Below are 14,936 nucleotides of genomic sequence, written 5' to 3'. Positions count from 1 at the left end.
CAACAGTAGCCCGGATGACGCAAACGTGTAGGCGCGGCCTGCGCTGCGAAAATCGCGGATGAATCCGCTCCCACAAAAGCGCGAGGGTCCGGCGTCACTGGCGCATGCCACGGCCGCTGACCAGCAGGCGGATGCACAGCGTGTAAAGCGCGGCGGTCGCCAGCAGCATGAAAGCGATGGCCACGCCAATGCGAATGTCGGACACCCCGAGAATGCCGTAGCGGAAGGCGTTGACCATATGCAGGATGGGGTTGGCCAGCGACACCGTCTGCCAGAACGGCGGCAACAGGGTGATGGAGTAGAACACCCCGCCGAGGTAGGTCAAAGGTGTCAGTACGAAGGTGGGGATGATGGAAATGTCATCGAAATTGCGCGCATACACCGCGTTGACGAAGCCACCGAGGGAGAAGATGGTCGCCGTCATCAACACCACCAGCACCGTCACGCCCAGATGATGCACCTGCAGGTGAGTGAAGAACAGCGACAGGATGGTGACGATCAGCCCCACTGCCAGCCCGCGCAGCACGCCGCCGACGACGAAGCCGATAAGAATGGTGTGTGGTGAAACCGGCGACACCAGCAGCTCCTCGACGTTGCGCTGGAACTTGCTGCCGAAGAAGCTCGACACCACGTTGCCGTAGCTGTTGGTGATCACCGACATCATGATCAGCCCGGGCACGATGTATTCCATGTAGGTGAAGCCACCCATGTCACCGATCTGCCGGCCGATCAGATTGCCGAAGATGACGAAGTACAGAACCATGGTGATCGCTGGCGGTAACAGGGTCTGCGGCCAGATACGCACGAAACGGCGTACTTCGCGGTGGACGATGGTACGCAGGGCCACCAGATTGGCGGCGAATTCACTGTTCAGGTACGGGGTATTCATTGCGCCACCTTGGCCAGGTTCTTTTCCACCAGGGAGACGAACAGCTCCTCCAGGCGATTGCTCTTGTTGCGCAGGCTCAGCACCTGCACCTGCTGCTGCGCCAGTTGCTGGAACAGCGCGTTGAGGCCCTGGCTCTTCTCCACCTGCACCTCCAGGGTGTGGTGGTCGACCAGGCGCACCGGGTAGCCGACCAGGTTGGGCGCCTCGCTGAAAGAATCCTTGAGGTCGAGCAGGAAGGTCTCGACGTGCAGCTTCTTCAGCAGATCCTTCATGCTGCTCAGCTCGACGATGCGCCCGTGGTCGATGATGCCGATGTTGCGGCACAGCTGCTCGGCCTCTTCCAGGTAGTGAGTGGTGAGGATGATGGTCGTGCCCTGCTTGTTCAGCTCGGTGAGGAAGCTCCACATCGAACGGCGCAGCTCGATGTCCACCCCGGCAGTCGGCTCGTCGAGAATCAGCAGTCGCGGCTGGTGCACCAGGGCGCGGGCGATCATCAGGCGCCGCTTCATGCCGCCGGACAGCTCGCGCGAGGCGACGTCGCGTTTGTCCCACAGGCCGAGCTGGGTCAGGTACTGCTCGGCGCGCTCCTTGGCAATGGAGCGCGGAATGCCGTAATAGCCGGCCTGGGTGACGAGGATGTCGAACACCTTCTCGAACTGGTTGAAGTTGAACTCCTGCGGCACCACGCCCAGGCAACGCTTGAGTGCGTAGGGCTCGCGGTCGAGGTCATGGCCGAACACGCTGACCGTGCCGCCACTCTTGTTCACCAGCGTGGAGAGAATGCCGATGGTGGTGGACTTGCCGGCGCCATTGGGGCCGAGCAAGGCGAAGAAATCACCTTCGGCGACGTCCAGATCGATACCGTGCAGGGCCTGGAAGCCGTTTCCGTAGGTCTTGGTCAACTGGCGGATGGTCAGGGCGGAGCTCATGAAGATGGGGTTTCCCGCGCGAGAGTGAGGTCGTTATAGATGTGGGCGGACACAGTGGATTGCAACCGCGTGTTTCGCCCACTCGTTGCAGGCATGCACCCTACCGACCCGGACACATAGAGAAAAGACCGTCCTGGCGATGTTGATTATCGACTCAGTCGATAACACCCGCCTCACGCTGCATATCGCCACTCAATTGCAGCGCACCCGCCTCGAACAGATGCGGGTAACAGCGCCGCAGATGATCGAAAAACAATCGTTCGGGCAGATCGTCGAACTGGCCGTGGTCATGCAGGTACTCCATGTAACGCTCGCCCTTGTCGTTGTACGGGTGGAAGACGCTGTCATGCATGCCGTCGAACTCCAGTGGCGCCACCTTGAACACCCGGCACAGCGCCTCGTTGAACGCCGGAGTGGCCTTGACCCAGCGCCCATGCAGATACAACTCGGTATAACCATGCATGGCGAACACCTCACTGCGCAGCAGCTCCAGCAGGCGCGGCGTCGACAGGTGATTGCGCACGTCGGCCAGGCCGATCCGCGCGGCAATGCCGCAATGCCGGGCGCACGCGGCGAGCAGATTGGCCTTGGGCACGCAGTAGGACTCCCCTGCCGCCAAGGCGTGGCTGGCCTTCAACGTCTGCGCATCGAGACTGAAGGTATAGGGGTTGTAGCGGATCTCGTCACGCACTGCGCTATAAAGGGCCACGGCCTGACCGAGCGGTTCTGGTGACGCGCCACGCCAACGTTCGGCGAACTCGATTACCGCTGGGTGGTCACTGTCAATGAAGCGGCCGGGACGTAGATAGGTCTGCATGACGGATACTCCTGAAGTTCGCTTCAGTCTAATCCTGCCCATTACGCAACGTTCACGACGATCCGGCCAAGCTCACCGCCCCTGCCGCCAATTAAGGCTATGCTCGGGGCGTTGCCCGTTCGAATCATGGAGGAATGCACATGCTCGTCATCTGGTTGCTGGTTCTGCTGCTCGGGGTCACTTACCTGGCCCACAGCCGCACAGCCGCCCTACCCGCCCTCGGCATCACCGCGGCCTATCTGGTCGCCATGGCATTGTTCAGCCCGGTTCCGGGCTGGTTGCAACTGCTGCTGTGGATCGTCACCGGCGCCGTAGCCGCGTTCATCCTGCTCGGCGATCTGCGCCGACAACTGTTCACCAGCCCACTGTTCGCCTGGTTCCAGCGCGTGCTACCGCCGATGTCGGCCACCGAGCGCGATGCCATCGAAGCCGGCACCGTGTGGTGGGATGGCGAGCTGTTCAGCGGCAAGCCCGACTGGGACAAGCTGCTGGCCTACCCCAAGGCAAAAATGACCGAAGAAGAACAGGCGTTCATCGACGGCCCCACCGAAGAACTCTGCGCCATGGTCAGCGACTGGCAGGTCGGCCAGCAGATGGATCTGCCGGAAAAAGCCTGGGAGCACATCAAGCAGCATGGTTTCTTCGCCCTGATCATTCCCAAGGAATACGGCGGCAAGGGTTTCTCGGCCTACGCCCACTCGCAGGTGGCGATGAAGCTGGCGACCCGCAGCGGCGACCTGGCCTCCACCGTGATGGTGCCCAACTCCCTCGGCCCGGCCGAGCTGCTGCTGCACTACGGCACCGAAGAACAGCGCCAGCATTACCTGCCGCGCCTGGCACGCGGTGAGGACATTCCCTGCTTCGCCCTCACCGGCCCACTGGCGGGCTCCGACGCCGGCGCCATGCCGGACACCGGGATCATCTGCAAGGGCCAGCACAACGGCGAGGAAGTGATCGGCCTGCGCCTGAACTGGGAAAAGCGCTACATCACCCTCGGCCCCGTGGCCACCCTGCTCGGCCTGGCCTTCAAGGCCTACGACCCGGATCACCTGCTGGGCGACCAGGAAGACCTCGGCATCAGCCTGGCGCTGATCCCCACCGACACCCCCGGCGTGGAGATCGGCCGTCGCCACCTGCCGCTGGGCGCCGCCTTCATGAACGGCCCGAACTCGGGCAAGGACGTGTTCATTCCGCTGGATTACCTGATCGGTGGCCAGGAGTACCTCGGCAAGGGCTGGATGATGCTGATGAACTGCCTGTCGGTCGGGCGCTCCATCTCCCTGCCGGCAGTCGGCACCGGCGCCGCCAAGTTCACCAGCCTGGCCACCGGCCAATACGCCCAGCTGCGTGAGCAGTTCAACGTGCCGCTGGCAGCATTCGAAGGTATCCAGGAGGCGCTCGCGCGCATCGGCGGCAATGCCTGGCTGATGGACAGCGCGCGCATCCTCACCGCCAACGCCGTCGACCTGGGCGAGAAGCCCTCGGTGCTGTCGGCAATCCTCAAGTACCACCTAACCGAGCGCGGCCGCGAGTGCATCAGCCACGCCATGGACGTGCACGGCGGCAAGGGCATCATCATGGGCCCGAACAACTACCTGGCCCGCTCCTGGCAGGGTGCGCCGATCTTCATCACCGTCGAGGGCGCCAACATCCTCTCGCGCAACCTGATGATCTTCGGCCAGGGCGCCATCCGCTGCCATCCCTATGTACTCAAGGAAATGGCCCTGGCCGACCGCGACGACAAGGACCAGGCCCTGGCCGAGTTCGACTCGCTGCTGATGAGCCATATCGGCTTCGCCGTCGGCAACGCCGCCAGCAGCTTGCTGCTCGGCCTGACGCTGAACCGCCTGGGCACCGTACCGGGTGACGACCTCAGCCAACCCTACTACCGCGCGCTCAACCGCCTGGCCGCGGCCTTCGCCCTGTGCGCCGACAGCAGCATGATGCTGCTCGGCGGCGACCTGAAACGCCGCGAGCGCCTGTCCGCGCGCCTGGGCGACGTGCTCAGCCACCTCTACCTGGGCTCGGCCGCACTCAAGCGCTACCACGACCTGGACTATGCAGAAGACATTCGTCCGTTGCTGCGCTGGGCCATGGAGGAAAACCTCTACCATGCCGAACAGGCGCTGGATGACCTGCTGAGCAACTTCCCCAACCGCCTGTTCGGTTGCCTGCTCAAGGTGCTGGTGTTCCCGCTGGGCCGCCGTCATCAGGGCCCGAGCGACGAACTGGATGCCGAAGTGGCCGCGATCATTGGCCGCCAGGCTGGCGACCCGGCCCTGGAGTCGGTGCTGGAAGGTTGCTATCGCCCGCAGGCCGACCAGGATTCGGTCGGCGCCCTGCAACATGCGCTGAACCTGGTGCACGCCAGCCAGGACGCGCGCAAACGCCTGCACCAGGCGCTCAAGGACGGCAGCCTGCAACCAGCGCCGGGCCAAGATGCCATCGAAGCGGCGATCGCGGCCGGCATTCTCGACGGCGAACAGGGCCAGCGCCTGCACGCGGCCGAGGCGGCGCGGCGCCGGGTGATCGACGTCGACGACTTCGCCAAGGACGAGCTCAAGCTTAGTCGCGGCAAGGTGCGCTGACGCGACTGCGTGTGGGAGGGGCTTTAGCCGCGAGTTTCTTGTGCCGCGGCTACGACTGCAGGGATGCAGGAGGTAGAGCGAAGCAGGATGCCCGAGCCGAAAGCCCCTCCTACGCAAGGCCAGCCAAACGGGACAGCGGGCGCCAGGAACTCTATACTCCTGCGCCCGTTTTACCCTTCAGGAGCCTGCACCATGGCCAGCCATCTCGAACACCACCTCGCCCTGCTCAACCATCTGCGCGGCATTCTCGTCGCCCTGGGCGAAACCGAACAGGTGCTCGACGACAGCCACGCCCTGTTCCTCGAGCGCTACGACGAGCTGCTCGCCGAACTGCCGCGTGACCCGGTCTCCAGCCAGTACCTGGGCCAGGACCTGATCAGCCAGGTGTTCCACCGCTACCCGCAGATCGCTCACCTGGTACCGCGCGACCTGCTGTGGTTCTTCGGCGGTGACTGCCTGCACTTCATGCCCGACGAGGAAATCGCCCTGTACCAGACCCTCGACGAGCGCCGTTTCGAAGCCGAAGAGAACGACGAGCCGTTCGACTGGAACCAGGAAAAACAGCTGCTGGCCCTGCCCACCGACGGCTCCAAGCACTGATCCGCAGCGGCTATCTCACGAGTCGTAATGTCGCAGGGCACGGCGATGACAGCTTGCCTTTTTCGTGCATAAATACTCCCACCAGTATTTATGAGGATCGATCATGCGCACGCTGCTGCTCACCGCCCTGCTCGCCAGCAACACACTGTACGCCGCCACACCCTGGCAGGATGACGCGGCGAAGCAGATACCCGCGTTCGCCGAGCAGTTGCTCGGCACCGTGCGCCAGGCCATTGCCGATGGCGGGCCAGGAGCCGCGGTGCAGGCCTGTCAGGCGCTGGCGCCGCAGATTGCCCGCGAGCACAGCCAGCAGGCCTGGCAGATCGGTCGCACATCCCTGAAGGTACGCAACCCGGACAACGCCCCCGATGCCTGGGAGCGCAGCGTGCTGCAGAGCTTCGCCGCCGCAGCCGCCAGTGGGACGCCCATCACACAATTGCGCCATGCCGAGGAAGTCGACGGGCAATACCGCTACATGCAGGCCATTGCCGTCGGCGAGCCGTGCCTGGCGTGTCACGGTAAGGCGATCAGCACAGAGGTAGAGAATGTGATTGACCAGTACTATCCGCATGATCAGGCTCGCGGCTACCAGCTTGGTGAACTGCGCGGCGCCTTCACCCTGAGCCGCCCCATCGCAAAGGAAACGCCATGACCGAACCTACCGACCTGCACGTACGCATGCTCGAGCAGCAGCAGGCGATGCTCAAACGCCTGGCCCGGGTCGAAGGACAGATCCGTGGCATCCAGGCAATGATCAAGCGCGGTGAGGACTGCGCCGCCATCGCCCAGCAGTTCTCGGCGGCGCGTAGCGCGCTGGACAAATCCTACCGGCTGATGCTGACCTGCCTGATCGAAGAGGCCATGCTCGACCCCGAGCAGGACACCGATGCCTCCCTGCAGCGCGTGCGCGAGATATTCACCAAGTACACCTGATGCCCTCCCGGCGCAGCGTTCGCGTGCGCCAAGCCCACTCTGCCCAGCGAGAACCAGGCACTGCAAAGGCTCGAGCAGCGGTTATAGCTGAGCTGAACAAGGCTCTTTCTCTTATTTCATTTAAATCTAAGCATAGAACCAAAAAACAGTTACGATTACTCTTAACTGAATACTCCCATGGGTATAAGAGAGAAGCCTCATCATGCGCCCCGATGTCGTCGAGTTCTTCGACCCCGCCACCTACACCTACAGCTACGTGGTCATCGACCCCGTCACCCAGCATTGCGCGATCATCGACTCGGTACTGGACTACGATCCTGCCTCCGGGCGCACCTCGCGTGCCAGCGCCAAGCGCATCATCGACTTCGTCAAGGCACGCGGCCTGCACGTCGAGTGGCTGCTGGAGACCCACGTGCACGCCGACCATCTGTCCGCTGCGCCATACCTCAAACATGAGTTAGGCGGCAAGCTGGCCATCGGCGAGCGCATCACCGTCGTACAGAACACCTTCGGCAAGCTGTTCAACGCCGGCAGCGAGTTCGCCACCGACGGCAGCCAGTTCGACCACCTGCTGTGCGATGGCGACACCTTCCGTATCGGTGAGCTGCAGGGTCGAGCCCTGCACACGCCCGGCCATACCCCGGCCTGTATGACCTACCTGATCGGTGATGCTGGCTTCGTCGGCGACACCCTGTTCATGCCCGACTATGGCACCGCGCGCTGCGACTTCCCTGGTGGCGACGCACACCTCCTCTACCAGTCGATCCAGAAGCTCTTCGCCCTGCCCGACGCGACCCGCCTGTTCATGTGCCACGACTACAAGGCCGAGGGCCGCGACGACTTCCGCAACCAGACCACGGTCGGCGAGCAACGACAGCACAACGTCCATGTGCACCAGGGCATCGGCGAAGACCAGTTCGTCGCCATGCGCCAGGCGCGCGACGTCACACTCGGCATGCCGACCCTGATCCTGCCTTCGGTTCAGGTGAACATGCGGGCCGGGCAACTGCCCCCGGCCGAAGACAATGGCACGCGCTATCTGAAGATTCCGCTCGATGTCCTCTAGCAGAGCAACCCTCAGCTGGGGCCGGACATGAAGCTTCGCCACTGGCTACCCTGCCTGGACTGGGGCCGATCCTACGACCGGCGTAGCGCGGCGCAGGACAGCCTCGCCGCGGTGATCGTCACCCTGATGCTGGTTCCGCAGAGCCTGGCCTACGCCATGCTCGCCGGCCTACCGCCAGTGACCGGGCTCTACGCCAGCATCCTGCCGCTGCTGGCCTACGCCCTGTTCGGCTCCAGTCGCACCCTGGCAGTCGGCCCGGTGGCCGTGGTCTCGCTGATGACCGCCGCCACCCTGACGCCTTTGTTCCCGGCCGGCAGTGCCGAATACGCTGGCGCCGCCATGCTCCTGGCCTTGCTTTGCGGGCTGCTGCTGGCAGCGATGGCGATGCTGCGCCTGGGCTTCATCGCCAACTTCCTCAGCCATCCGGTGGTCTCCGGCTTCATCAGCGCCTCCGGCATTCTGATCGCTGTCAGCCAGCTCAAGCACCTGCTTGGTGTCTCGGCCTCCGGCGAAAATCTGCCGCATCTGCTGCCACAACTTCTAAAGGCACTGCCCGATACGCATTGGCCGACCCTGCTCATCGGTACGCTCAGCCTGGCGTGGCTATGGTGGGCCAGAACCCGGCTGAAGCTGCGACTGCAGCGCCTTGGCCTGTCGCCGCAACTGGCCGGCAACCTGGCCAAGGCCGGCCCGGTGCTGGCGATCATCGTCGCGATTGTCGCAGTCAGCCTGCTGCAACTGGAGCACGCCGGCGTCAGGGTGGTCGGCCTGGTGCCACAGGGCCTGCCGGGGCTCACGCTGCCGACACTGGATCTCGATCTGGCCATGCAACTGCTGCCGGCCGCGCTGCTGATCAGCCTGGTGGGCTTCGTCGAATCGGTCTCGGTCGGCCAGACATTGGCGGCCAAGCGGCGCCAGCGCATCGGGCCAGACAACGAGCTGCTCGGCCTCGGCGCCGCCAACATCAGCGCGGCATTGAGCGGTGGTTTTCCGGTGACCGGTGGCTTCGCCCGTTCGGTGGTCAATTACGATGCCGGCGCGCAGACGCCCATGGCCGGCGTGTTCACCGCCCTCGGCATCGGCCTCAGCGTGATGCTGCTGACACCCCTGCTGCACGACCTGCCGCAGGCCGTGCTGGCCGCCACCATCATCGTCGCCGTGCTCAGCCTGGTCGATCTGCAGTCGCTGCGCCACACCTGGCGCTACTCACGCCAGGACGGCGCGGCGCAGATCGCCACGCTGCTCGGCGTGCTGCTGATCGGTGTCGAAGCCGGCATCCTGCTTGGCGTTGGCCTGTCGCTATTGCTGTTTCTCTGGCGCACCAGCCAGCCACATATCGCCGTGGTCGGCCAGGTGCCGGGCAGCGAGCACTTTCGCAATGTCGAGCGCTTCGCCGTGATCGAGTCGCCCAGTGTCCTGTCGCTGCGCGTCGACGAGAGCCTGTATTTCCCCAACGCCCGCTACCTGGAAGACCGCGTCGGCGAGCTGATTGCCAGCCGCCCGCAGGTGCGCCACCTGGTGCTGATGTGCTCGGGGGTCAACCTGATCGACGCCAGCGCGCTGGACTCGCTCAACGCCATCGTCGAGCGCCTGCACACCGCCGGCGTGCAGCTGCACCTGTCCGAGGTCAAGGGGCCGGTGATGGATCGCCTGCGCCGCTCCGACTTCCTGCAGCACTTCGGCGGCCAGGTGTTCATCAGCCAGTTCGAGGCGCTCAGGCAGCTCGCCCCACCCGATTCCCAACCACCCTGCCGGCAAGGAAACTCCCATGAAAAGCGCTCATGACCTGGTGCTCGAAGCCAAAACCCATATCACGGAAGTGGATCTACAGCAGGCCACAGTGTCAATCCGCGACGCCGACCTGCTGATCGACGTGCGCGAAGCGGACGAATATGGCGCCGCGCACATTCCCGGCGCCGTCAACATTCCCCGCGGCCTGCTGGAGTTCAAGCTGAGCAACGATCCGCAGCTGACCGAGCGCACGCTCAAACTGGTGCTCTACTGCAAGAACAGTGGCCGCTCGGCCCTGGCTGCACGCGCCCTGCAGGACATGGGCTATCGCTACGTGGTGTCCCTGGCCGGCGGCATCGAAGCCTGGCAAGCGGCCGGTCTCGAGCTGCTGACACCTACCCTGCCGGCCTTCGATTGAGCCGCCAAGGCCAGCTGCTGCAGGATTTTCCCCACTAACTGCCATTCCCCTGACCTATATCAATGGTCGCCCCTACATACCCCCATGGGTACCCAGTAACATTAAGACACATCCACTCTGCCGACGCTGCATCAGTGCCAGCGTCGGCAAAACCGGAGTGTCGAGATGCCCGAACGCGCACCTACCTCCCACTGGCGCATTCCGCTGGTACGCGAAATCGCTGTGATCCTGCTGATCAAGCTGACCCTGCTGCTGGGCATCAAGGCCATCTGGTTCAGCGAGCCGACAGTGCCCAAGGACGGCCAGCAACGCATTGAGGCCCACCTGCTGGGCCAGGCCAGCACCCCTTCTTCACTACCCACCGAGGAGAAACCGAGATGATCTCGGAATCAGTCGTCGATCTGTCACGTCTGCAGTTCGCCATGACAGCGATGTATCACTTCATCTTCGTGCCGCTGACCCTGGGCATGGCCTTCCTGCTGGCGATCATGGAGTCGGTCTACGTGATGACCGGCAAACAGGTCTACAAGGACATGGTCAAGTTCTGGGGCAAGCTGTTCGGCATCAACTTCGCCCTCGGTGTCACCACCGGGCTGACCATGGAGTTCCAGTTCGGCACCAACTGGGCCTACTACAGCCACTACGTCGGTGACATCTTCGGCGCGCCGCTGGCCATCGAGGGGTTGATGGCCTTCTTCCTCGAATCCACCTTCATCGGCCTGTTCTTCTTCGGCTGGGATCGTTTGTCGAAGGTGCAGCATCTGGTCGTCACCTGGCTGGTGGCGATTGGCTCGAACCTCTCGGCACTGTGGATCCTGATCGCCAACGGCTGGATGCAGAACCCGGTGGGCGCCGAGTTCAACTTCGAGACCATGCGCATGGAGCTGACCGACTTCGGCGCGCTGCTGTTCAACCCCGTGGCGCAGGTCAAGTTCGTGCACACCGTGGCCGCCGGCTACGTCACCGGCTCGATCTTCGTCCTGGCCATTTCCAGCTACTACCTGCTGAACAAACGCGACCTGGGCTTCGCCCGCCGTTCCTTCGCCATTGCCTCGGCCTTCGGCCTGGCCTCGATCCTTTCGGTGATCGTGCTCGGCGACGAATCCGGCTACGAAATCGGTGACGTGCAGAAGACCAAGCTGGCCGCCATCGAGGCCGAATGGGACACCCATCCGGCGCCGGCTGGCTTCACCCTGTTCGGCCTGCCCAATCAGGACGAGCAGCGTACCGACTACGCGGTGAAGATCCCCTACGCCCTGGGCCTGATCGCCACCCGCTCGCTGGACAAGGAGGTCAAGGGCATCAAGGACCTGCTCGTCGAGCACGAGGCGCGCATCCGCACCGGCATGACCGCCTACGCTTTGCTGGAACGCCTGCGCGGCGGCGACAAGTCGGCCGAGACCCTCGCTGCCTTCAACGAAGTGAAGAACGACCTGGGCTATGGGCTGCTGCTGAAGAAGTACACCGCCAACGTGGCCGACGCCAGCGAGGCGCAGATCAAGCAGGCGGCGCTGGATACCATCCCTAACGTGTTCAGCCTGTTCTGGACCTTCCGCATCATGGTCGCCAGTGGCTTCCTCATGCTCGCACTGTTCGCCTGCGCCTTCTGGGCCTCGGCGAAGAAGAACGAAGAAAGCAAACCCTGGCTGCTCAAGTGGGCGCTGTGGAGCCTGCCGCTGCCGTGGATCGCCGCGCAGACCGGCTGGTACGTGGCCGAGCATGGTCGCCAGCCCTGGTCCATCGGTGAGGTGCTGCCCACCCATCTGTCCACCTCCAGCCTGTCGGCTGGCGACATCTGGGGTTCGCTGACCGCGCTGATCGCCTTCTACAGCCTGCTGCTGGTGGTGGAGATGTACCTGATGATCAAGTTCGCCCGCCTTGGCCCCTCGAGCCTGCACAGCGGACGCTACCACTTCGAGCAACAGCAGCCGGCCCAAGCCTGAGGACTTCGCCATGTTCGACTACGAAACCCTGAAACTCGTCTGGTGGGTGCTGATCGGCGTACTGCTGATCGGCTTCGCCCTCACCGATGGCTTCGACATGGGCGCCATGGCGCTGATGCCCTTCGTCGGCAAGACCGACAACGAGCGCCGCGTCGCCGTCAACACCATCGCCCCGCACTGGGACGGCAACCAGGTGTGGTTCATCACCGCCGGTGGCGCGCTGTTCGCCGCCTGGCCGATGGTCTACGCGGTGGCCTTCTCCGGGCTGTACTGGGCCATGTTGCTGGTGCTGTTCGCCCTGTTCTGCCGTCCGGTGGGCTTCGACTACCGCAGCAAGCTGGAAAACACCCGCTGGCGCAGCGCCTGGGACTGGGCACTGTTCGTCGGCGGCGCGGTACCGGCACTGGTGTTCGGCGTAGCCTTCGGCAACCTGTTCCTCGGCCTGCCGTTCCAGCTCGACGACATGATGCGCTCGACCTACCACGGCTCCTTCTTCGCCCTGCTCAACCCCTTCGCCCTGCTCTGCGGCGTGGTCAGCCTGAGCATGCTCTGCAGCCATGGCGGCGCCTGGCTGATGATGCGCACCGAAGGCGACCTGGCCGCCCGCTCGCGCCAGGCCACCTTCCTCAGCGCCCTGGTCTTCCTGATCGGGTTCCTGCTGGCAGGCAGCTGGCTGGCCCTCGGCATCAACGGCATGAGCCTGGCCAGCGCCGTCGAAACCGGCGCCGCGCTGAACCCGCTGAACAAGCAGGTACTGGCCGACAACGCCGGCTGGCTCGGCAACTACAGCCGCTATCCGCTGACCCTGGGCGCCCCCGTGCTGGGCATACTCGGCGCATTACTGGCCATTCTCGCCAGCACCTGGCGCCGCGCCGGCCTGGCCTTCATCGGTAGCAGCCTGATGATCGTCGGCGCCATCTGCACTGCAGGCTTCGCCCTGTTCCCCTTCGTCTTCCCGTCGAGCCTCGATGCGGCTTCCAGCCTGACGGTGTGGGACGCGGTATCGAGCCACAAGACCCTGGGCATCATGTTCGTCGTGGCCTGCATCTTCGTGCCGATCATCCTCATCTACACCCTGTGGGGCTACGTGAAGATGTGGGGCAAGTTGAATGACAGCAGCATCGAAGCCAACCCCCACGGCCTGTATTGAGGAGAAACGCGATGTGGTACTTCACCTGGATTCTCGGCGTGCTGCTGGCCAGCAGCTTCGGCATCATCAACGCACTGTGGCTGGAAACCACGCAGAATCTCGATACCGAGAGCGAGCATGAGTGACATCACCCTGAGCGAGCGTGCGCCCTTGCGCGCGCTCTCCTGGCTACTGGCCACGCCGCTGGCACTGCTGCTGTTGATCCACCCTGGCGCCATGCTCGACAGTCAGGGGCGCTACAGCCACTCGCTGCTGATGCTGGTGATGTGGGGCGTGTCCTGCGCCTTCATCCATGGCGTCGGCTTCGCCCCGCGCCACTGGCTGTGGCGTGCCCTGTTCTCGCCCTGGCTGGGCTGGGGCCTGTGTGGGCTGGGCTATGCCTTGCTGTATCTGGCGCAGACGGCCTAACAGGCTGTTGAAGGCAAACGACAGAAACGAAAACGCCGCTCGATTGAGCGGCGTTTTCGTTTATTTGGAGCGGGAAACGAGACTCGAACTCGCGACCCCGACCTTGGCAAGGTCGTGCTCTACCAACTGAGCTATTCCCGCGGTACAACTTGAAGTGGCGTCCCCTAGGGGACTCGAACCCCTGTTACCGCCGTGAAAGGGCGGTGTCCTAGGCCACTAGACGAAGGGGACCTGGAACTTCGTTTGAAACCCTGCCGAAGCAGCATTTCTAAAATCTGGAGCGGGAAACGAGACTCGAACTCGCGACCCCGACCTTGGCAAGGTCGTGCTCTACCAACTGAGCTATTCCCGCATTACAACTTGAAAGTGGCGTCCCCTAGGGGACTCGAACCCCTGTTACCGCCGTGAAAGGGCGGTGTCCTAGGCCACTAGACGAAGGGGACATACCCCGGAACATCAAGCAACTTTCCGGCTTCCTTCGCTCCGCTTTAGGCTTTGCGCTGGAAGTGGCGCGCATTCTATGGAGGCTTTTAGAGGTCGTCAACCTCTCTATAAAAAATTTTTAAAATCAAAGACTTCAGCCCAGAAATCGATAAGCCACTAGGAGCCATGCGAGCAAGCCACTACACTCGGTCGAAAAGTCGATTTCCGAGAGGTCCCAAGCAGTGTCCGCACTCGTGATTACCCTGCTGATCGTCGGCGGCATCGCCCTGCTGATGGTGATTGCCTATGTCAACCATGCCGTCGAGAACAGCAAACTGGATAAAGCACGCCAGCGCGCCGATCTGCTCGACCGCATCCGTCGCTGCCAGGACATCTCCGACCGCATGCCCGGCCAACTGATGACGCCGCAACTGAAGCTGTTGCTGAGTCAGCTGCAACTGCAGGTCAGCGAACGTCTGCTGGCATTGGATAAACAGAATGCGGCGCTGCGCAGCGATGCCGATACGCTCAAGGCACAGATCGCTCAGGGCGAATCCATTGCCGTGAAGAACCCGCCGCAGCCCATTGCCAACGAGGCCAAGGCCAAGGACGTACGTTTTCTCCTGGAAAATCTGCACGCCCTGATCACCGGTTCGGTACAGGGCGGCCTGCTGCCCGCCAACGACGGCAAGCACTGGCTCAAGCAGATTCGCCAGATGCTGGTGCTGGTGCATATCGAGTTCTTCAGCACCCTGGGCCAGACGGCCATGCAACAGAACCAGCCCGGCCAGGCGCGTCTGGCCTTCGAACGCGGCGTGCAGTACCTGCGCAAACAGCCTGAGCCGGCGCCTTATCAGGCCCAGCTCAAGCGCTTCGAAGAGCAGCTGGCGCGAGCCAATGCCCTGGTGCTCAACAATAACGTCCCCGCAGCGGATGAACCCAGTGAGCTGACCGAAGGCCTGAAGGGCCTGGAAGACGACTGGAAGAAGAAGAACATCTACGACTGAGCAAGCGTCGATCACGCTCGCTCGGTCGTGCACG

Annotated in this window: 16 protein-coding genes and 4 tRNA genes; 13 read left to right on the top strand and 7 right to left on the bottom strand. The window is 63.4% G+C overall.

Translation table 11 applies throughout. The annotated features are described in order from the left end of the window. Positions 1–94: 94 nt before the first annotated feature. The 3 genes from ACN8M7_RS20235 to ACN8M7_RS20225 form a co-directional block, all read right to left on the bottom strand. Entirely contained in the window at positions 95–874 is a 780-nt protein-coding gene (locus tag ACN8M7_RS20235) for an ABC transporter permease (protein ID WP_061242541.1), read from the bottom strand. Between the two features lie 11 nt (positions 875–885). Then, the gene (locus ACN8M7_RS20230; RefSeq protein WP_061242194.1) at positions 886–1,818 is read right to left on the bottom strand and encodes an ABC transporter ATP-binding protein; all 933 of its coding nucleotides are present in this window, start codon (positions 1,816–1,818) and stop codon (positions 886–888) included. Positions 1,819–1,972: 154 nt separating this feature from the next. After that, positions 1,973–2,635, bottom strand: coding sequence for a transglutaminase-like domain-containing protein (locus ACN8M7_RS20225; protein ID WP_490261934.1), 663 nt, complete (start codon positions 2,633–2,635; stop codon positions 1,973–1,975). Positions 2,636–2,775: 140 nt separating this feature from the next. Here ACN8M7_RS20225 and ACN8M7_RS20220 point away from each other — a divergent pair, with 140 nt between their 5' ends. The 12 genes from ACN8M7_RS20220 (at position 2,776) to ACN8M7_RS20165 (ending at position 13,472) form a co-directional block, all read left to right on the top strand. Then, a complete protein-coding gene (locus ACN8M7_RS20220) occupies positions 2,776–5,223 on the top strand; it encodes an acyl-CoA dehydrogenase (protein WP_490261933.1) in 2,448 nt (815 codons plus the stop codon). A gap of 192 nt (positions 5,224–5,415) precedes the next feature. Next, positions 5,416–5,823, top strand: a complete 408-nt coding sequence (locus tag ACN8M7_RS20215) for a PA2817 family protein (protein WP_490261932.1) — start codon at positions 5,416–5,418, stop codon at positions 5,821–5,823. Positions 5,824–5,926: 103 nt separating this feature from the next. Then, positions 5,927–6,475, top strand: coding sequence for a Tll0287-like domain-containing protein (locus ACN8M7_RS20210; RefSeq protein WP_490261931.1), 549 nt, complete (start codon positions 5,927–5,929; stop codon positions 6,473–6,475). After that, positions 6,472–6,756, top strand: a complete 285-nt coding sequence (locus tag ACN8M7_RS20205) for a metal-sensing transcriptional repressor (protein WP_061242183.1) — start codon at positions 6,472–6,474, stop codon at positions 6,754–6,756. The genes ACN8M7_RS20210 and ACN8M7_RS20205 overlap by 4 nt, the downstream gene beginning before the upstream one ends. A gap of 202 nt (positions 6,757–6,958) precedes the next feature. Then, on the top strand, positions 6,959–7,822 hold the full coding sequence (locus ACN8M7_RS20200; RefSeq protein WP_490261930.1) for an MBL fold metallo-hydrolase: 864 nt from the start codon (positions 6,959–6,961) through the stop codon (positions 7,820–7,822). A 27-nt stretch (positions 7,823–7,849) separates the two neighbouring features. Further along, a complete protein-coding gene (locus ACN8M7_RS20195; protein ID WP_490261929.1) occupies positions 7,850–9,607 on the top strand; it encodes a SulP family inorganic anion transporter in 1,758 nt (585 codons plus the stop codon). Further along, the gene (locus tag ACN8M7_RS20190; protein WP_490261928.1) at positions 9,591–9,971 is read left to right on the top strand and encodes a rhodanese-like domain-containing protein; all 381 of its coding nucleotides are present in this window, start codon (positions 9,591–9,593) and stop codon (positions 9,969–9,971) included. The genes ACN8M7_RS20195 and ACN8M7_RS20190 overlap by 17 nt, the downstream gene beginning before the upstream one ends. A 165-nt stretch (positions 9,972–10,136) precedes the next feature. Then, a complete protein-coding gene (gene cydP / locus ACN8M7_RS20185; protein ID WP_490261927.1) occupies positions 10,137–10,352 on the top strand; it encodes a cytochrome oxidase putative small subunit CydP in 216 nt (71 codons plus the stop codon). Next, on the top strand, positions 10,349–11,914 hold the full coding sequence (locus ACN8M7_RS20180; RefSeq protein ID WP_490261926.1) for a cytochrome ubiquinol oxidase subunit I: 1,566 nt from the start codon (positions 10,349–10,351) through the stop codon (positions 11,912–11,914). Before cydP ends, ACN8M7_RS20180 begins: the two co-directional genes overlap by 4 nt. A 10-nt stretch (positions 11,915–11,924) precedes the next feature. Next, entirely contained in the window at positions 11,925–13,064 is a 1,140-nt protein-coding gene (cydB, locus tag ACN8M7_RS20175; RefSeq protein ID WP_490261925.1) for a cytochrome d ubiquinol oxidase subunit II, read from the top strand. Between the two features lie 11 nt (positions 13,065–13,075). Continuing rightward, complete coding sequence (cydX, locus tag ACN8M7_RS20170) at positions 13,076–13,189, top strand: cytochrome bd-I oxidase subunit CydX (RefSeq protein ID WP_024308618.1); 114 nt, start codon at positions 13,076–13,078, stop codon at positions 13,187–13,189. Further along, positions 13,182–13,472 (top strand): cyd operon YbgE family protein, encoded by a 291-nt coding sequence (locus tag ACN8M7_RS20165; protein ID WP_490261924.1) that lies wholly within the window; start codon positions 13,182–13,184, stop codon positions 13,470–13,472. Before cydX ends, ACN8M7_RS20165 begins: the two co-directional genes overlap by 8 nt. Positions 13,473–13,537: 65 nt before the next feature. Here ACN8M7_RS20165 and ACN8M7_RS20160 read toward each other — a convergent pair. The 4 genes from ACN8M7_RS20160 to ACN8M7_RS20145 all read right to left on the bottom strand — a co-directional run bounded on the left by ACN8M7_RS20160 (position 13,538) and on the right by ACN8M7_RS20145 (position 13,915). Next, a tRNA-Gly gene (locus ACN8M7_RS20160) sits at positions 13,538–13,613 on the bottom strand. A 14-nt stretch (positions 13,614–13,627) separates the two neighbouring features. Further along, positions 13,628–13,703 (bottom strand) — tRNA-Glu (locus ACN8M7_RS20155). A gap of 45 nt (positions 13,704–13,748) precedes the next feature. Next, positions 13,749–13,824: transfer RNA gene (locus ACN8M7_RS20150), tRNA-Gly, on the bottom strand. A gap of 15 nt (positions 13,825–13,839) precedes the next feature. Further along, positions 13,840–13,915: transfer RNA gene (locus tag ACN8M7_RS20145), tRNA-Glu, on the bottom strand. Between the two features lie 222 nt (positions 13,916–14,137). On the opposite strand from ACN8M7_RS20145, the gene ACN8M7_RS20140 reads away from it, so the two are divergent. Continuing rightward, entirely contained in the window at positions 14,138–14,902 is a 765-nt protein-coding gene (locus ACN8M7_RS20140) for a hypothetical protein (RefSeq protein WP_490261923.1), read from the top strand. The last annotated feature ends 34 nt before the right edge of the window (positions 14,903–14,936 follow it).

Source organism: Pseudomonas spartinae (assembly GCF_965197125.1).
Taxonomy (GTDB): Bacteria; Pseudomonadota; Gammaproteobacteria; order Pseudomonadales; family Pseudomonadaceae; genus Aquipseudomonas; species Aquipseudomonas composti_A.
Note: the sequence above shows the minus strand (reverse complement) of the source record. Positions and strands in the feature narration are given on the sequence as shown.